This is a genomic window from Chryseobacterium fluminis, from assembly GCF_026314945.1.
Lineage (GTDB): Bacteria > Bacteroidota > Bacteroidia > Flavobacteriales > Weeksellaceae > Chryseobacterium > Chryseobacterium fluminis.
This window is the reverse complement of sequence record NZ_CP111121.1, coordinates 4,528,178-4,546,785: the sequence shown is the minus strand read 5'-3', so window position 1 is coordinate 4,546,785 and position 18,608 is coordinate 4,528,178. Positions and strand designations below refer to the sequence as shown.

17 protein-coding genes are annotated in these 18,608 nt (G+C 39.0%); 10 read left to right on the top strand and 7 right to left on the bottom strand.

The annotated features are described in order from the left end of the window. Positions 1-3 precede the first annotated feature (3 nt). On the top strand, positions 4-1,473 hold the full coding sequence (locus ODZ84_RS20830; protein ID WP_266174341.1) for a M20/M25/M40 family metallo-hydrolase: 1,470 nt from the start codon (positions 4-6) through the stop codon (positions 1,471-1,473). Between the two features lie 104 nt (positions 1,474-1,577). On the opposite strand, the gene folP is transcribed toward ODZ84_RS20830, so the two are convergent. Continuing rightward, complete coding sequence (gene folP, locus ODZ84_RS20825; RefSeq protein WP_323136798.1) at positions 1,578-2,444, bottom strand: dihydropteroate synthase; 867 nt, start codon at positions 2,442-2,444, stop codon at positions 1,578-1,580. A 210-nt stretch (positions 2,445-2,654) separates the two neighbouring features. Here folP and ODZ84_RS20820 point away from each other — a divergent pair, with 210 nt between their 5' ends. The 6 genes from ODZ84_RS20820 (at position 2,655) to tpiA (ending at position 8,074) form a co-directional block, all read left to right on the top strand. Beyond that, the gene (locus ODZ84_RS20820; RefSeq protein WP_266174340.1) at positions 2,655-3,206 is read left to right on the top strand and encodes a DUF1599 domain-containing protein; all 552 of its coding nucleotides are present in this window, start codon (positions 2,655-2,657) and stop codon (positions 3,204-3,206) included. A gap of 5 nt (positions 3,207-3,211) precedes the next feature. Next, positions 3,212-4,324: a BT_3928 family protein gene (locus ODZ84_RS20815; RefSeq protein ID WP_266174339.1), complete on the top strand. Its 1,113-nt coding sequence runs from the start codon at positions 3,212-3,214 to the stop codon at positions 4,322-4,324. A 63-nt stretch (positions 4,325-4,387) separates the two neighbouring features. Further along, positions 4,388-4,738 carry a tellurite resistance TerB family protein gene (locus ODZ84_RS20810; protein ID WP_266174338.1) on the top strand — a complete coding sequence of 117 codons (351 nt, stop codon included), beginning with the start codon at positions 4,388-4,390 and terminating at the stop codon, positions 4,736-4,738. A gap of 23 nt (positions 4,739-4,761) precedes the next feature. Continuing rightward, positions 4,762-6,888 (top strand): S9 family peptidase, encoded by a 2,127-nt coding sequence (locus ODZ84_RS20805; RefSeq protein ID WP_266174337.1) that lies wholly within the window; start codon positions 4,762-4,764, stop codon positions 6,886-6,888. Positions 6,889-6,891: 3 nt separating this feature from the next. Further along, the gene (locus ODZ84_RS20800; protein WP_266174336.1) at positions 6,892-7,296 is read left to right on the top strand and encodes a hypothetical protein; all 405 of its coding nucleotides are present in this window, start codon (positions 6,892-6,894) and stop codon (positions 7,294-7,296) included. A 16-nt stretch (positions 7,297-7,312) separates the two neighbouring features. Beyond that, the gene (tpiA, locus tag ODZ84_RS20795) at positions 7,313-8,074 is read left to right on the top strand and encodes a triose-phosphate isomerase (protein WP_266174335.1); all 762 of its coding nucleotides are present in this window, start codon (positions 7,313-7,315) and stop codon (positions 8,072-8,074) included. A 314-nt stretch (positions 8,075-8,388) separates the two neighbouring features. Here the strand turns inward: tpiA and ODZ84_RS20790 are convergent, their stop codons facing one another. The 6 genes from ODZ84_RS20790 to ODZ84_RS20765 all read right to left on the bottom strand — a co-directional run bounded on the left by ODZ84_RS20790 (position 8,389) and on the right by ODZ84_RS20765 (position 15,712). After that, positions 8,389-9,651, bottom strand: coding sequence for an esterase-like activity of phytase family protein (locus tag ODZ84_RS20790; RefSeq protein ID WP_266174333.1), 1,263 nt, complete (start codon positions 9,649-9,651; stop codon positions 8,389-8,391). A 237-nt stretch (positions 9,652-9,888) separates the two neighbouring features. Next, positions 9,889-10,578: an ATP-dependent Clp endopeptidase proteolytic subunit ClpP gene (clpP, locus tag ODZ84_RS20785; RefSeq protein WP_266174332.1), complete on the bottom strand. Its 690-nt coding sequence runs from the start codon at positions 10,576-10,578 to the stop codon at positions 9,889-9,891. A 54-nt stretch (positions 10,579-10,632) separates the two neighbouring features. Next, on the bottom strand, positions 10,633-12,615 hold the full coding sequence (dnaG, locus tag ODZ84_RS20780; RefSeq protein WP_266174330.1) for a DNA primase: 1,983 nt from the start codon (positions 12,613-12,615) through the stop codon (positions 10,633-10,635). Positions 12,616-13,064: 449 nt separating this feature from the next. Further along, entirely contained in the window at positions 13,065-14,138 is a 1,074-nt protein-coding gene (locus ODZ84_RS20775) for a formylglycine-generating enzyme family protein (protein WP_266174329.1), read from the bottom strand. A gap of 270 nt (positions 14,139-14,408) precedes the next feature. Continuing rightward, a complete protein-coding gene (locus ODZ84_RS20770; protein ID WP_266174327.1) occupies positions 14,409-15,050 on the bottom strand; it encodes a hypothetical protein in 642 nt (213 codons plus the stop codon). 38 nt (positions 15,051-15,088) lie between these two features. Next, positions 15,089-15,712 carry a hypothetical protein gene (locus ODZ84_RS20765; protein WP_266174326.1) on the bottom strand — a complete coding sequence of 208 codons (624 nt, stop codon included), beginning with the start codon at positions 15,710-15,712 and terminating at the stop codon, positions 15,089-15,091. 749 nt (positions 15,713-16,461) lie between these two features. Here ODZ84_RS20765 and tsaE point away from each other — a divergent pair. The 3 genes from tsaE to ODZ84_RS20750 all read left to right on the top strand — a co-directional run bounded on the left by tsaE (position 16,462) and on the right by ODZ84_RS20750 (position 18,501). Next, positions 16,462-16,869 (top strand): tRNA (adenosine(37)-N6)-threonylcarbamoyltransferase complex ATPase subunit type 1 TsaE, encoded by a 408-nt coding sequence (tsaE, locus tag ODZ84_RS20760; RefSeq protein ID WP_266174325.1) that lies wholly within the window; start codon positions 16,462-16,464, stop codon positions 16,867-16,869. A 67-nt stretch (positions 16,870-16,936) separates the two neighbouring features. Next, complete coding sequence (locus tag ODZ84_RS20755) at positions 16,937-18,130, top strand: alanine dehydrogenase (protein ID WP_266174324.1); 1,194 nt, start codon at positions 16,937-16,939, stop codon at positions 18,128-18,130. Next, positions 18,130-18,501 carry a hypothetical protein gene (locus ODZ84_RS20750; protein ID WP_266174323.1) on the top strand — a complete coding sequence of 124 codons (372 nt, stop codon included), beginning with the start codon at positions 18,130-18,132 and terminating at the stop codon, positions 18,499-18,501. Before ODZ84_RS20755 ends, ODZ84_RS20750 begins: the two co-directional genes overlap by 1 nt. The last annotated feature ends 107 nt before the right edge of the window (positions 18,502-18,608 follow it).

Genomic DNA, 18,608 nt, shown 5'->3' with positions numbered 1-18,608 from the left:
TAAATGAGAAAGAGATGTATTGCAGTTCTTGCCGGGCTATTTATTTTCGCGACCGGACATGCACAGTCCTATCCGAAACCACTGGTTTCCGCGATCAAAGAAACTGATCTCCGAAAAGATATGTTTGAAATGGCAGCAGACCAGTTTTGGGGTCGTGAAGCCGGAACGCTGGATGAACTGAAAGTATCGATGTGGCTGGCCGATAAAGCCAAAGAAGCCGGGATGGCACCTGCAGGAGACAACGGGACTTTCTTCCAGTATTTTAATATGTACAGGCACCAGGTCCTTCCGCAGACGACACTAAAAATCGGAAACCAGCCGCTGACCCTATGGAAAGATTTTCTGGTCGCCGAACCTGTTAACTCGAATCTGGTTGCTGATGTTCTCTATGCGGGAAATGCTGAACCTGAAGAACTTTCTAAATTGAATATCAAAGGAAAAATACTTGCCGTACATGCTTCTGATAAAAATATCGACCGTGACATGACTCTTTTCGTCAGACGATATCCCGGATTTATCAGAACAAAATATTACACCAAAGCGCTGGAACTCGGAGCAAAGGGAATTATTTTTATTACCGATGACACTGCGGATAAAAGCTGGGCTGAGGTACTTCCGCAAATGACAAGAGGAAGTTATGGTGTCGAAGGATTGCGAGAAAAAGTAACGGATCATATTCCGGTGTTATGGATCAAAAGGGAAAATGCAGCCTGGGTAAAAAATAACCCTTCTGCTTCTCTTCACCTCATTACTGAAACCTACAAATATCCATCTGTAAATGTTATCGGAAAAATAGAAGGTACCGATCCTGAACTGAAGAACGAATACGTATTGCTAAGCGGCCATCAGGATCATGACGGAATCAGGCATCCTGTAAAAAACGACACTATCTACAACGGTGCCGATGATAATGCCAGCACGTGTGTCGCAATGCTGGCCATGGCAAGAGCCTATAAAAAGCAACCCGGCAAAAGAAGCATTCTGTTTGTTTTCCACGGTGCTGAAGAGCGGGGATTGTTAGGCTCAAGATGGCATGCCGCTCATCCTGTAGTTCCGAAAGAAAATATTGTTGCCGTCTTAAACGGAGATATGATCGGAAGGAATGATAATAATGAAGCTGCCCTTTTAGGAGGCAATGCACCTCATAAAAACTCTGAAGAGCTGGTGAAAATGGCTGAAAAAGCCAATGACGAAAGTGCGAAATTCAAATATCTGAAGGACTGGGATTCTCCGAAACACGCGGAATATTTCTATTTCCGAAGCGACCATCTTCCATATGCGAAAGCCGGAATTCCAGCGATATTCTTCACCAGTGTCCTGCACGATCAGTATCATACGCCGCAGGATGAATCTGAAAACATTAATTATAAAAAACTCTTTAAAATGACTGAATGGATGTATCGGACTTCCTGGAAAGTAGCCAATGAAGACGTGCGTCCCAAGGTCCTCTCTGACTTTACCCTGGAACGGTAGTCAAAGTGCGTGTTCATTATCACTGATATAGTAAAGCTGGGTATCTTACTCAGCTTTACTATTTCAAATGCTCAGGACATCGTGAAATAATGTATATTTTAAGCTTATGAAAGCCTTAAAAACTGATTAAGCGTTTCCTTTGCGGCTTTCACATCATGTACCCGCAGAATCCGGGCGCCCTGTTTAAGAACTTTCATATGCAGCTTTTGCGTTTCTTCATTGATGTCCAGAGCAGATTTGCCCAAAGGTTTATAAATAAAAGATTTCCTTGAAATCCCAATTAATAAAGGAAATTTTCCGAAACCAAGGTATCCGACCTCATCGATCATTTTCATCTGGTCTTCCACTGTCTTCCCGAAGCCAAAACCTGGATCAATAATGATATCGACAATTCCTTTTTCTAAAAGTTCATTTGTTTTTTCAGAAAAATAACGGTTCACGGAAAGAGTGATATCCTCAAAATGTATTTTGTTGTGCATGGTTTCATATGACGGATTCACATGCATTAAAATATATGGAAGTCCTGTCTCAGCTGAGGAAGCCAACATCTGTTCATCATACTGTCCGCCGGAAATATCGTTAATGATATCAATTCCTTCGCTGTAGCCGAATTTTACGGTTTCTGCATAAAAAGTATCCAGCGAAATCAATGTTTCCGGAAATTCTTTTTTAATGCCTGCGATCACAGATCCGATTCTTCTTATTTCTTCAGCAGCAGTCAGAAACTCAGCATTCGGACGGGTAGACTGTGCACCGATATCAATAATTTCCGCACCCTCTCTGATAAGTTTTTCGGCGTGGTTCAAAGCTGCTGTTTCATTATTAAACCTTCCTCCGTCAGAAAATGAATCGGGGGTAAGATTCAGGATGCCCATGATTTTCGGCGCTGATAAATCGACCAGTCCTCCATTACAGTTAATTGTATGGGTGCGAGGGTTACCATTCGGAACCAACGGATTTGTTGCGGACATTAGAAAAGAATTTAATTTCCGGCAAAATTAAACTAAAAGTTTAAGATTGATTAAGTAATTCCCGTTGATCATGAAAACTTTTATTCATTCAGAATCATGCGAAACATTAACTTGTCAGTCCAGGATTCTCTGCCATTATCGCCCAAAACTCCTCTTCTGAAACCTGAAAACTGAAACCTATTTTGTATATTTGAAAGTTTAAGAGAATTTATGTCAGAAACATCAGTACAGTTCGGGAAAGTGATCGGTGAATGCCGGGAATTATTCAGCAAAAAGCTGCAGGATTACGGTCCGGCGTGGCGGGTTTTAAGGCCAAGCTCCATCACGGATCAGATTTACATTAAAGTTAACAGGATCCGTACCTTACAGATGACTGATAAAAAGATGGTAGATGAGAGTGAAGAAAGTGAATTCATTGCCGTGGTGAACTACTCTATTATAGGACTTATTCAGCTGGAGAAAGGTTTTTCAAATGATTTTAATGAAAATAAGGAAGAAATCATGAAACTTTATGATCACTACTCGCATGAAGCCAGAGCCCTGATGGAAAGAAAGAACCATGACTACGGAGAAGCGTGGCGGGATATGAGAATTTCTTCGATTACCGATCTTATTTACCAGAAAGTATTACGAACCAAACAGATAGAAGATAACCAGGGGCTTACCATTGTATCGGAGGGTCTGGATGCCAATTATTTTGATATGCTTAATTATGCTGTTTTCTGCCTGATAAAATTCTCGGAAAAAGAACCCCAAAACTAATTCATATGATCAAAGGTTTATTACGTTTCGTTATTGCTGTTATATTTATCCTTTCAGGGTTTGTAAAAGCAGTGGATCTGGTAGGTTTTTCTTTCAAAATGGAAGAGTATTTTTCTCCTCCGGTTTTCAATATGCCGTTCCTGGAAAAATTTGCACTCCTTTTTTCAATCATTGTGGTGGTTTTGGAACTTCTGTTAGGATGTATGCTTTTGATAAAGCTGAAACTTAAGTTTACCCTTTCAGCATTAATTGCGCTCTGTATATTCTTTGGATTCCTGACGTTTTATTCAGCTTATTACAATGTAGTCACAGACTGCGGCTGTTTTGGCGATGCCATTAAGTTTACACCCTGGCAGAGCTTTGTGAAAGATGTGGTGCTTCTGATCGGGTTAATTGCCGTATTTATCCTTCACAGAAAAGATTTTAAGAAGAAAGATGCTTATACTTTTGACCGCAGAAAAAAGGCTTCCGATACATTTAAGTACTGGATACTGGGACTGTTTTCCCTGATAATGATCTATATTATGGCTCAGGGCATTATGCATGAACCGATGATTGATTTCCGGGATTATAAAACAGGAACCGATTTAAAAGCCGAAAAGGGTAAAATCAATAAAAATCCATCTGAATATAAAACCTTTTACTCTCTTAAAAACCAGAAGACGGGAGAAGTAAAGAAAGTAAATCAGGACGATTATATTAAGAAAACAGAATACTGGGCAGAAGGCTCTCCTTGGAAAATCGAAGACGGAAAAAATGAATCTGTTCTGGTAAAGGAAGGCTATAAGTCTGAAATCGTAAAATTTAAAATCGAAGATCCTACGGGGCTGGACGTTACCGATCAGGTGATTAATGCTCCGAAAGCGGTATTGGTATTTTCGTATCATCCGAAAGAGGTCTCGCCCGAATTGCTTCAGAAGCTTGAGGCTAAAGTAAAAGCGGAAAAAGCTGATGTGCTCTACGGTGTTTCTACGGATCCGAATACTTTTAAGACCATCAAAAATATGATGATGGACGGGACGGCCATAAAAACCATTGCCAGAAGCAATCCTTTTGTTTTAATTTTACAGAACGGAAAAATTACAGATAAGCAGCCTGCAAAAGATTACGTAAAATAATACGTTGCTTGCTCAGTCTTATCCCTAAACTTGAAATAAAATTTTTAAACTAAACATTCAACAATGCAAAAATCAAATAAATCAATCGCCGGATACCACTTATTAATGATCCTTTCTTCTGTAGACGGAGATTTCGCTCCTGAAGAAGGAATGGTGATCCAACAGTACCTTGCAGATGAATTCCCTTTCAGAATAGATCTTGATGACGAACTGGATACCCTTGCGATGCTGCAGCCAGACGAGTGGAAAAATCACTTTGAATTTCATGCCGGTTGTTTCAAGGATGATTCGACAGAGGAAGAACGTAAAAAGTTTGCTCAGTTTGCCAAAACATTAATAAAGGCGGACAACCAGGTAACCGATGAAGAGCATAGCTTCTATAAACATTTAAAAAGTCTCTGGAACCTGGATTAAACTGATAAAAAAAATATATAACGATGAAAAAAATTTATTTATCCCTATTCGTAATGAGTACAGTTACCTTTCAGTCACAAAAGTTCCCGGACCTTAAATCTCCGACAGCTGAGAAGCAGGAACATATCAGAGAAATCCATGGAGATAGAGTGAATGATCCCTATTATTGGATGATCGATTATTTTAAAAAAGGAAAAGATTCGACCAAGGTCGTCGATTACCTAAAGGCTGAAAACAATTACTGGACCGGTATGATGAAAGATACAGAACCTTTCAGAGCACAGCTTTTCAAAGAAATGAAAGCCCGGATTAAAGAAAAAGACGAATCTGTACCAAGCTTTAAAAACGGATATTATTATTATACCCGCACCGAAGAAGGAAAGCAGTATTTTAAATATTGCCGGAAAAAAGGAAATCTTAATGCTCCTGAAGAAGTCCTTCTGGATGTTGACCAGCTTGCCGAAGGACATGCTTATTTCTCAGCATCCGGCTTCAGCATCAGTCCCGATAATACAAAATTGATTTATGGTGTGGATGATGTGTCCAGAAGGCAATACAAATTAATTTTAAAAGATTTATCAACTGGAAAAACAACAGATCTTGGTATCAGAAACACCACGGGAACTGCGGTTTGGGCCAATGATAACAAAACCATTTTCTACACCGGAAAAAATCCTGAAACGCTTTTAACTGAGAAAATTTTCAGACATACGCTGGGAACGGCTTCTTCCGCAGACGCGATGGTATATGAGGAGAAAGACAAATCGAATTATATAGGGGTCGGAAAATCGAAGAATGAAAAATTCATTATGATCTACTCCGGAGCCACTACCTCATCGGAGACAAGATATCTGGATGCTGCTCAACCCAACGGAACATTTAAAGTTTTCCAGCCGAGAATAAAAGATGTACTGTATGATGTCACAGCTTTGGAAGATAAATTCCTCATCACAACCAATAAAGATGCTTTAAATTTCAAGGTGATGGAAACACCTTTGGATAAGACCGGTATAGATCACTGGAAAGATTTTATTCCGCACAGAAAAGAGGTGCTGATGGAAGGAATCAGTGAGTTTAAGAATTTCCTGGTGTTCAGCGAAAGACAGAACGGATTGTCACAACTGGCGATTTATGACAGAAAAACAGGTAAAAAAGAATTCCTGAAGTTTGACGAGCCTACGTATACTGTTTATCCGTCAGGCAATCCTGAGTACAATACCGATAATTTCCGTTTCGGTTATACTTCCATGATCACACCCAGTTCTCAGTTTGAGCAGGATCTGAAAACAGGAAAGAGAACATTATTAAAACAACAGGAAGTTCTCGGGGGTTACAATAAGGAAAATTACATCACCGAAAGACTTTTTGCCACGGCAAAAGACGGAACAAGAATTCCGGTCTCCATTGTCTATAAAAAAGGATATCAGAAGAATGGAAACAGTCCTCTTCTACTCTATGCTTACGGTTCTTACGGAAACTCGATGGATGCAAGTTTCAGCAGTACGAGACTGAGCCTTCTGGACAGAGGTTTTGCCTTTGCGATTGCTCATATCCGGGGAGGCCAGGAAATGGGGAGGCAATGGTATGAGGATGGCAAAATGATGAAAAAGAAGAATACGTTTACCGATTTCATCAGTGTCGGTGAGTATCTGGTTAAAGAAAAATATACGTCTCCAAAACATTTGTATGCCCAGGGCGGAAGCGCGGGAGGGTTGCTGATGGGTGCCGTAGTTAATATGAGTCCCGATTTATGGAATGGTGTTATCTCACAGGTTCCGTTCGTAGATGTGGTGAATACCATGCTGGATGAAAGCATTTCTTTGACGACCAATGAATATGATGAGTGGGGAAATCCCAACAATAAGGAAGCCTATTTTTACATGAAATCCTACTCTCCCTATGAAAATGTAGAAAAGAAAAAATATCCGAATATTCTGGTAACCACAGGCCTGCATGATTCCCAGGTTCAGTATTTCGAGCCTGCTAAGTGGGTTGCCAAATTAAGAGATATGAAAACAGATAAAAATGTACTTCTGCTAAAAACAGACATGGATTACGGTCATGGCGGAGCTTCGGGAAGATTCGATTATCTTAAGGACCTCGCATTGGTGTATGCATTTATGTTTAAACTGGAAGGAATTACCAAATAAATTATGAAACAGCTTTTTATGATATCTCTCCTGATGATAGGTACAGGGATAACCGCTCAAAAAAAAGAGTACGACAAAAAAATGATGGGTTGCTACAAAGGCTCTGAACACAATAAGCAGATTGACGGAATGTCTAAATACTGGATCTCGTGCCGGTTGGAAAAAGGAAAAAGTATTCTGATGTACGTGGCTATTGATAGAGAAGGCAATGTGCAACAGAGAACTGAAAACGGCAAATGGTGGACCAACAACGGTAAGTACTATGAACTCCACAACGTAGATAACGTTACGGATGAATATACGTACGAAGTTTTGGGGAATGGTGATGTCAGGTTTCAGTCAGTAAATATATTAGGTCAAAAAGACGATACCTATACCTTTATTGATACTAAAATAGAAGAAGATTAAATAAATCAAAAAAATTATGAGAAGAAAAATCGTTGCAGGAAACTGGAAAATGAACAAAAATGTAATTGATGCTCAGCAGTTGATGATTCAGTTACTCAGTTATAAAAATAGCAATACAACCAACTGCGAGGTTTGGATCGCACCGCCGTCTCTATACCTGATGATGGCCAAAGATATCTTTGAAAAAGACGAAATCGGAGTATTCTCACAGGATATGAGCGAGCACGAAAGCGGAGCCTATACCGGTGAACTTTCTGCGGATATGCTGGAATCGATCGATGCAACCGGTTCTCTTATCGGACATTCTGAAAGAAGACAGTATCACGGCGAAACAGATTCCCACTGCAACAGAAAAGTGAAACTGGCTTTAGATAAAGGATTAATTCCTGTGTACTGTAACGGTGAGACCTTAGAGCAAAGAAAAGCAGGTGAGCACTTTGATGTGGTAAAAAACCAGACTGAAGTTGCCCTTTGCACTCTTTCAGCAGAAGAAATTAAAAAAGTGGTCATCGCTTATGAACCGGTTTGGGCTATCGGAACCGGCGAAACGGCCACTCCGGAACAGGCTCAGGAAATTCATGCACATATCAGAAGCACCATTGCAGCAAAATACGGACAGGAAGTTGCCGATGAGGTTTCGATCCTGTATGGAGGTTCTGTAAAACCTGATAATGCCAAGGAAATTTTTTCCCAGCCTGACATCGATGGAGGTCTGATCGGCGGAGCAGCTCTGAAGCTGGAAGATTTCTCAAAAATTATCGAAGGTTTTAACTCATAAAACTTATTCATAACCATATATAACGTGCTTGCCGGCACGTTATTTTTATTTGCAGACTAAACTGCTGTATCTGTTATGGAGCACTCTTATTGATGATCCTTCACACAATCATAATTTCAGGGCAGAGAAGCAGTAATTGAGTTGAACATTAATTTCATACGGCATTGATTATGTGTGGACCCTGTTTTATTAGTGTCTTCTTGATGTAAGTTACAGGATCATAGAATTACTGTATGGTAACCATTTTTACCCGGGTAAGAACAAAAGTAAATCCGGCGGCATCTTTGATGCCGCCGGATTCTTTAAAAATCTAATTATTGAATATCGACTACATACATCGTTCCTTTATCCTGTTTTCCTGTTTTAGGAAGAATTTTTGTTTTAGGATTTCCGTTTCCGTCATCAGCTACTCCGAAATCATCATCATTAAAAACGGCCAGTTTATTATTGCCCAGGTAGACAATTCCCTCAAATTTGTCATGTTCATAACCCAGTTTTGCAACAAGGTCTACCGCTAAAGTTTTTGTAACAGGCTTATATCCCGCTGCGGTAATTTCATTCCATGTAGACTGCTCAAAAGTTTTACCGTTGATTTTCAACCCGTCAACTGCAGACAGGTCTGATCCTGAAATATCAGAAGCTCCCGAAAGGCTGATCCTGTAGACTTTTTTAAGTCCACCCAGAGAACCGAAGGTCCCGTCTCTTTCGATCACTAAAAATTCGGTGTTGCTGACAGGAGTTATGTCACATACAGAATCCGAAGCGCCTCCATCCTGCTTGTATAAATATTGTTTTGTCTGCCCTGTAACCAGATCAAAAGTTACAATTCTGGTTAATGTCGTATTAGTAGCCAGCGCTTTTGTAGGAACATACATGGTCGACTGCATCGTTCCCACAAGCATTTTTCCGTCTGGCGTCATACACATGCCTTCCATTCCACGGTTTGGCCTTCTCTTTGCAAAAACAGCAGGCAGCTTTCTTGCTCCTGTATTTACTCCGATCGGGCTTATTCTTTCCAGTTCAACTCCATCGGCACTGTAATGCACAATGTGTGGACCATATTCATCAGAAACCCAAAAAGTTCCGTCTGCAGCCGCCACAATACTCTCACTGTCCAGTCCGTAATTATCGGTTCCTAAGATGGTTCCGTCTGCTGCATATGCTGTTTCTCCCGTACTTCCCATTCCTGCAGGATTCGGAAGACCGGTGATTGGCTGACCGGAAGGGTTTTTAAGCTTAATAAATCTGATAACCTCAATATTTCCTTCAGTATTGATCTTAAAATGCAGAATCGTCGGGGTAAAATCCGGAACAAGAATTTTAATTCCATTCTGGTAGGCTACGTTAGGACCGCGATCGGTGATGGCATAAAATTCCTCCTTTTGAGTAGGATGCGCAGTAGCCCCGGAACCAAATCCTCCATTAATGACATTTACTCCGTTCAGAGTTATTAAGGTAGAAAAAGGAAATTCCTGAGGAAGCTTAGAATAACTAATCTCCTGATTATTTATATTATCATCATTATTACAGGCAGTCAGAGCCATGAAAGCAAGTATCGGTAATAAGATTTTTTTCATATTCACTTATATGGCTGCGAAAGTAGATATTGAATATAAACTGATCTTAAATAGAATATTAATTTTAAAATAATTCGGAAAAACAGCAGCCACGAGGCTGATTTTTAATAAATTAAAATTCCGGCATCTGACGGAAATAGCAGTCAGAAAGCGACAAGACAAGAAGTTTGTCGACCATTGCCAACAAAAAAACGCGCCAAAACTGGCACGTTTCAATTATTTATCTTTTAAGAGATCTTATTTTTTGTCTTTTACCGATCTCTGAAGTACTTCATCTACCATCCCGAAATCTTTAGCTTCAGTGGAAGTCATCCAGTAATCTCTGTCCGATGCTTTCTCTACCCATTCGTAGGTCTGCCCTGAATGTTCAGAAATAATGTCATACAACTCCTTTTTAAGCTTCAGCATTTCTCTTAAATTGATTTCCATATCCGAAGCCACTCCCTGCGCTCCTCCTGAAGGCTGGTGAATCATTACTCTGGAATGCTTAAGCGCGGAACGTTTTCCTTTTTCTCCGGCTACAAGCAATACAGCACCCATTGAGGCAGCAATACCGGTACAGATGGTTGCTACATCCGGCTTAATAATCTGCATGGTATCATAAATTCCCAACCCTGCATACACACTTCCGCCCGGAGAGTTGATATAGATCTGAATGTCTTTTGAAGGATCGGCGCTTTCTAAAAATAAAAGCTGTGCTGTTACAATATTAGCTACCTGGTCATCGATTCCTGTTCCCAGAAAAATAATCCGGTCCATCATCAAACGGGAAAAAACATCCATTTGAGCAACGTTCAACCTTCTTTCTTCCATGATGTACGGGGTGAGATTTGTCGGACCATACATTCCCATATACTGATCGGTTGCTAAACCGCTATTTCCTAAATGCTTTACAGAGAAATCTCTGAATTCTTTTTTTATGTCCATATTTCTGTTGTGTATTATTTAATTTTTACAAAGTTTAAATTACAACTTTTATTCCTAAAATTTTATAGGACTTTTTGTCACAGGTGACCAGCCCAGTTTTTCGATCAGTTGTATAGAAAACTGATTCAGCATCATTATTTTCTTAATCGATTCAAAATATTTTTCGGGATTCGTATCACGGTATTCTTCAAGCTCTGCCGTCACCTGTTTAATCATAAAATGAACGTAATAATACTTATGGATCAGAATATTAGACTCTACTTCTTCATCGATATGATCACCCAGGATCGGCGGATAAATATTCCGGCTGGCCCAGTTGCTGAGTTCATCAGGAATCATAAGTGCATCGGCCACTTTCGACGTTATATCCTGATCCATCAAAGTAATAAAAAAATTTCCGGCACGCAGCTCGTCGTTTTCTATTCCTTCTTTAATATCATGAATAATTTTTTTATTGGTTTCTACCTGAAATTCATACTGTTCGTCTTCGAAATGGTGGAGAATTTCCTCAATGACAGTGATTTCGTACGCTTCATTATTGTCATTTTTTCTTTGCAGAACCATATCGCCGAACATCAGCATGGTATCGATCAGTTTATTTTCCTGGTGAAGAATATTGAACTGTACAGAATCGATCTGCAGTTCGGGTGCATTCGGAACAATTTCTAATTTGGCCGGTTTATTATTTTCTTTCTGCTGATGGGTATGCTGATTCTGGTTTTGGGTTATCTGTTTCTGAACTTCCAGCTCATTAAAGAGACTCTGCTCAGAGAGTCCGAATTTATTTGAGACTTCTTTTAAGTACACCTCTTTCTTCAGAGCATTTTGCACAAAGCCAACAGATTTTACAATATCCCTTATTGCTTCAGCCTTTTTTATCGGATCATTTCCGACCTCTTTAAGGAGAATTTCTGCTTTAAAATCGATAAAATCCATTGCTTCATTTTCAATGAATTTTTCTACATAATCCTGCGGATGTTTTCTGGCGAAAGAATCAGGGTCATCACCATCCGGGAACAGCATCACCCGAATGTTCATTCCCTCTGCCAATAACATATCAATACTTCGGAAACTGGCTTTGATCCCTGCATTATCTCCGTCAAAAAGGATGGTTACATTTTCAGTAAGTCTTTTGATAAGCTTGATCTGTTCGGTAGTGAGGGAGGTCCCTGAACTCGCCACGACGTTTTCGATTCCGGACATGTGAAGGGAAATGACATCCATATAACCTTCCACCAACAGACAGATATTTTTTCTGGAAATTGCCTGCTTACTCTGGTTTAATCCATAAAGAACGTTGGATTTGTGATAAATCTCTGTTTCCGGAGAATTCAGATATTTGGCAGTCTTTATATTATTCCTTAGAATTCTTGCTCCAAATCCCAAGACCCTGCCCGAAAAACTGTGAATCGGAAAAATAACTCTTTCGCGAAAACGGTCGATTCCGTTCGGGGCATTTTCAGGAAAAATGGATAGTCCCGATTTTTCCAGAATTTCTTTAGAATATCCTTTATCAAACGCAAATTCCGTAAAAGCATTTTTTTTCTCCGGGGCATATCCTAACTGGAACTTCTTGATAATATCATCCCGAAGTTCGCGCTCTTTAAAATAAGATAAACCGATAGATCTTCCTTCTTCCGCCTCCCAGAGAAAATTCTGAAAATAGTCATTTGCAATTTCATGAATTTTGTATAACAGTTCTTTTTCTGACTGTGCATTTCTAGCTTCTTCTGAAAACTCACGCTGATCTTCCTCTATCTCAATTCCATATTTTTTGGCTGCATGTCGAAGTGCTTCCGGATACGTAAAGTTTTCGATCTCCATTAAAAAAGAAATCGCAGTCCCGCCTTTTCCGGTTGAGAAATCCTTCCAGATCTGTTTGCTGGGTGAAACTACAAAACTGGGAGATTTCTCCTCGTGAAACGGGCTTAGCCCTTTAAAGTTAGATCCGGCCCTCTTCAGCTGTACATATTCCCCCACAATCTCTTCTACCCGAATGGTTGAAAAGATTTTATCGATCGTCTGTTTGGATATCATGGTGTAAAATTAAGAAATCGCTTTTATTATAGGAAACAGAATCATTAAAAATAAAACAGATCCGCTCAAGTCATTCACAGTCATAAAAATAGCCGGTCTTACGACCGACTTGAAAATAAATGAATATTTTGGTTAGATAAAAGTATAAAGAGAAAAAAGTGTAAATGCTGTTTGACAGTATACCATACTCCCATTGGATATTTGTATGACAGAAAGGCGGTTCTGCAGGATAATAGCCTGTCACCTTAATTAGGAAACGTTTCGCCAAAGTTCCGGGCTCCCATGGAATACTGCCCAGGACATACATAGTCCTCCTGGCATGATGCAACTGAAGGTTGTCGTGTTAATAGAAAAAGTAAACTTCTGTATTCAGGATCTATTGCTCTTAAGAAAACCGACTCATTTGCATTCTTACTGAACTACCGCTTTTCTACTAGTTTTGTGCAATGTTATTGATATTTTGTTTCACTTTTCGCACATCGGAAACCTATATGCTGCATTCCTGTAGTGTAAGGTGTTCCACGACGGGCAGTGGGCCGATAACTATCACAATACACTGATTTACAGAGAAAAGATCCGCCTTTGATGACCCTTCGAAGTTCGCCGGATAAATTGTGTACCGTATTTTGTATGCCACTGGCTGTATGGCAGGTAACTTCTTTTCGGATCTGCCTGTTTTCGGTATACACATCTGCAGTCCAGTTCCATACATTGCCTGCCATATCGTATAAACCATATCCGTTTGCCGGAAAGGACTTTATGGGAGCAAGAAGTTTAAAGCCGTCTTCCCCTGTATTGTTGTATGGGAAATCTCCGGTAAAGGTATTTACCATAAATTTACCATTCTTCTTAAAATCATTGCCCCAATAATAGCGGGTACTTTCGGCGCCGCCCCGGGCCGCATATTCCCATTCCGCCTCAGTCGGAAGACGTTTCCCTGCCCATTCAGCATAAGCATTTGCATCGTCCCAAGAAACCTGCACCACAGGATAATTTTCTTTACCGTCAACACTATCATCCGGTCCTTCAGGATGTTTCCACGATGCTCCTTTTGTCCATGTCCACCAGGCAGACATATTGTTTAAATTTACAGCCCCGGAAGGCGGGGTAAAAACCAATGATCCCGGCATCAGCAGGTAATCTTCAGGTTTCTGGGTATTTTTCGGAAGCAGCTTTCGTAACTCATCCCAGTCAACAGACTTTTCAGCAGTAGTAATATAGCCGGTGGCTTTAATAAAACGCTGAAATTCTGCATTGGTTACCGGATGTTCATCCATCCAGAAACCTTCTATTGTAAAACTTTCTGCAGGCCGTTCATTCACAAAACTTTTAGGATCGTCTGTACCCATATGAAATTTCCCGGGCGGAATCCAAATCATCTTTCCGGTTTCCAGATCCGATGAAGCGTGATTTGATGCCGGTGCCTTTCCTTCCTCACTTTTTGTATTGATACAGGATGTGATCAATAAGATCTGCATTCCGAATACTAAATTAAAAAATAGGGAAGTAAATATTCTGTTCATTTGTATTTGTTCAAAGGTGAGGTTCTATTACCGTTATAGTGGTTTTAAGATGGGTGTGTTTCTTGTTCAGGCCTGAAAAATTGTGGTTTTGCGAATTTGTTAAACCCTATTATTTGTATTTTATCAGTGGCCGGAATACTAAAATCCATAAATTTTAACGGTAGCAGTTCAGCAGCAGTCTGCATAAATACTACCGTAAGTTTTAATATGACCAATAGGTGTTATTTGTTATATTTAAATCAGAATACAGATCTAGAGAGTCTCTATCTGTTATTTTTTTTGCGGTTCGCTAAAAATTCCATTTTTCTCCATATCTTTTTTTATCGTATCAAGCGTTGCATACACCGTTTTATCAAAGCCTGTACCTTTAAATGAAGAAGTGAGCGCAGAGTATACCAGACCTTTTTCCTTTATAGAATAAACATTGGTTTCCAATGTATACTCGGTATATTCCTGAAAACTTCCCGGAGCGTAAGCCGCTCCCCAGGTATTATTCAGATATAAACCGTAATCTCTGTAATAAACAGGAAGAGAGCTGTAATAGGTAGCCGGATAATAAGCTCCCGGGGTATACTCTATACTTTTATCCACATTAGCAAGACGTATGGTAATAACTTGTGTAAAACCGTTGTCTTTAATGAAATTGGTCAGTTTATCCACACTGTCTCCCGCCTTTACAAAATTATACGAAGACTGAACATTGGGAACCAGCGTTGTCAATTTTGATTTCAGATCATCTTCTACAGAACGGCGGGCAGTTTCATCTTTAGTAAGAGCTACCAGAAGTATTTTTTCAGCAGGATCCTGTTTAAAATTATAATTTTGTTTCGACCAGCTTTTTACCAGTGAAACACTTCCGCACGAAGTCAGAAAAAGAAAACTGCATAATAGGAGTAATAGATTGTTTTTCATTGTCTTAATTTTATTTATGTTTTAATTGCCTTATGATTTTATTTAAAAAGACCCGATTTCTTCATATCATTTTTTACTTTAGAAAGTGTGGCATTAAGGGTTTTGTCGAATCCTGTTCCTCCATGGGATGAAGTCAGCGCAGAGTAAACTAATCCTTTATCCTTTAAGGAATAAACATTGGTTTCTACCGCATATTCTATACGCTCGCCGCCTGCTGCTGCCTCATAAGCGGTTCCCCAGGTCTTATCAAGATATACACCGTAATCTCTGTAATATTCCGGAAATGAACTGTAATAATCGGTCTTTGTAGCGGATTTTAATTTTATTTCCTTTTGTACCCCGGCAAGATGCATGGTAATAATGTGGGTAAAATTATTTTCCCGGATAAAATTCAATAATTTATCGGTGCTTTCCCCTTTTTTAATAATATCATAAGAAGTCTGTACCTCCGGAATTTTTTTTACCAATTTAGATTTCATCGTGTTTTCGACATTTCTCCGATTGGCGTCATCTCCTGTAAGAGCTATAAGAAGAACTTTTTCAGCAGGATCCTGCGTAAAGCTGTAATCATCCTTTGCAAGACTGGAAACCATGGATACATTTCCACAGGAAACGAGAAGAAGCAAGCATAATAAAAAGAGTAGTTGTGATGGTTTTGTCATTTTGTTATATTTATTTGGTTTTATGCAGTATGTGCATTTAATTTCAGGCGAGACTATATCTGTGGTTATACTTAGAAGGAACAGATGTGTTGTTTATTCTCAACATAAATCCGGTCAGCAGAATTTTGATAATGAAAAACAGAAAATCTTCTCTATATATTCAGTCATGCATCATTCGTTAAAAATAAGATTTGAAAAAATATTTTAAAAATACCTTCATTTCCGGAAAACATCCATTAATGAACCAGAACCCGCAGAGAGATCAGAGGGCTTCATCTGAAGGATATTTAACATATTTGTATTGTATTATAAACCGATCGTCTGTTTAAACTTAATGACGCTGAATGGAATAAGTTGAGCGGATGTAAGGAACATACAGTCAAAGTCATTTTTTTTCATTTTTAATTGTTTCTTTACTAATTTTGTGTGTACTAAAAATATTTATCAATCCCTAGCTAAGCTCTTTCAGATACTTTATATACTCCAGTATTGTTATTGCACGTAACCACAAGTTAGAGAATAGATAGCAGGAACGTGGCTCCCGGAATTCCGGTGAATGGCTATCGCTTCTGAAATACAGCTGCTTGATTTTGGGAACATCATCATGAGAATCAATAAATTTTATACAAAATTATAAATTTTGCATCTAAAATTCAAATTCAAGTGAAATATTCAAACATCTGACTTTTATTTTCAGGCTTATTTATTTATTTTTGGAGAAAATTAAGTGTAAATTATTCATTTCAATAATGGAAATAACCATCAATAAATTAGAAGACTGGGAGAAAATTGCATCGGAGATCATTCCTATGCTGCAACATCCTATTTTGTTATTAAAAGGTAATTTGGGAGCCGGAAAAACGACATTCACGCAGTTCTTACTTCACCAGCTTGGAAGTGAGGATGAAGTAAGTTCTCCTACCTATTCTATTGTCAATGAATATTATACTCCTAAGGGAAAAATTTATCATTTTGATCTTTACCGTCTGAAAAATCTGGAAGAAGTTTACGATATCGGAATTGAAGAATATCTTGATAATGCCTATCTGTGTATTATCGAGTGGCCTGAAGTGTATGAAGACGAGCTGTACGGTCTTGAATATCACACCATGAGCATTAATAATACCGGAGAAAGCAGAGAAATTTTATTCGACTAAATATTATGTATCTTTGCTGATGAATTCAATTGTAAAATAATTATCTGTAAGACATAATTTAATAAGGATGAGCACTACAAATATTTTTACTCCTTTTACCGAAGAAGAATTAATGCCGAAAGAAGAAAAGCTGGAAGTAATAAGAAAAGGAAAACAGTTCAGTATAGGCGTTCCTAGAGAAACCTGCCTGAACGAAAGGAGAACCTGTATAACACCTGATGCCGTTCAGGTCCTTGTGCAGCACGGCCATGAGATCATCATAGAAGCCGGAGCAGGGCAAGGTTCTTTTTTTACAGATTTACAATATTCGGAATCCGGAGCCAGAATTACCAAAGATCCTAAAGAAGCTTTCGGTCAGGATCTGATCTTAAAAATCAATCCTCCTACAGAGGAAGAAATTGAATTTATAAAGCCAAACAGTTATTTGGTTTCAGCACTTCAGATCAATTTAAGGGATAAAGATTATTTCCTGAAACTGGCGGAGAAGAAAGTTAATGCTATTGCGTTTGAATTTATTGTAGATCAATACAAACAATTGGCTTTAGTAAGGCTTGTCGGGGAAATTGCCGGCACCGTTTCTATATTATATGCTTCCGAGCTGTTGGCCCTGTCAAATGGCTTAATGCTGGGAGGAATTACGGGAGTAAGACCTGCGGAAGTAGTCGTTTTAGGCGCAGGCATCGTTGGAGAGTTTGCCACCAAAGCAGCCATCGGTCTGGGGGCCAGCGTCAGAGTATTTGACAATTCCCTTTCTAAATTAAGAAGACTTCATACCCTTGTGGACAGCAGGGTGCCCACTTCCATTATTGATCCCAAAGAATTAAGCAAAGCTTTGAGGCGCGCCGATGTAGTGATCGGAGCACTTCCAAGATTAAATATGACTCCCATTGTGACTGAAGACATGGTGATGAAAATGAAAAAAGGAAGTGTTATTATCGATATCACCATCGACAACGGGAAAGTAATTGAGACATCGGAACTGACAACCATGGAAGATCCTTACGTCATTAAACACGGTGTTATCCATTGCGGTCTTCCGAATCTTACTTCAAGAATGCCGAGAACCACCACAAAGGCAATCTCCAATTTCTTTCTTTCCTATATTTTAAATTATGATGAAGAAGGCGGTTTCGAAAACATGCTGGTTCGCAAAAACGATATGAAGCAGAGTCTTTATATGTATAAAGGCAGACATACAAAAAAAAGCATCTGCGACCGTTTCGGACTTACTTATCATGATATCAATCTTTTAATTTTCTAATGAAAAAACTGAAATTCTTTTTTATCGGTCTCATTCCGGGACTGGCTATCGTATTTTTTGTGTTGAATAAGAAAGGGGCAAGCTGCAGTGGCTACCTTCCCAACAGCCGTGTCATTGCTGAAACACTTTCTAAAGATTTCAGATATTCTGAACAATTTAAGGGCGAAATGGCAACGCTGAAGATCGATGAAAAATTCGTCAGAGACAGTATCATTACAAATGGAGAGGTCAATTTCGATAAAAGTCATGCTCAGAAAAAGCCTTGTCCTGATTATTTTCTTTCATATCCTAAAAAAAATCCTGTATACGAAATTACTTTCGAAAAATGTGAGGAAACCACAACTTTGAATTCTCTGAAAAAGTTGAAATAAATAAAGCTTTTTAAATACGAAAAAAGGTTACGATTTAAATAAGGACCTATCTTATTTATTTCCTTTTTTTTCACGATCTTAAATGTTATTTATGGCTAATCATAAAC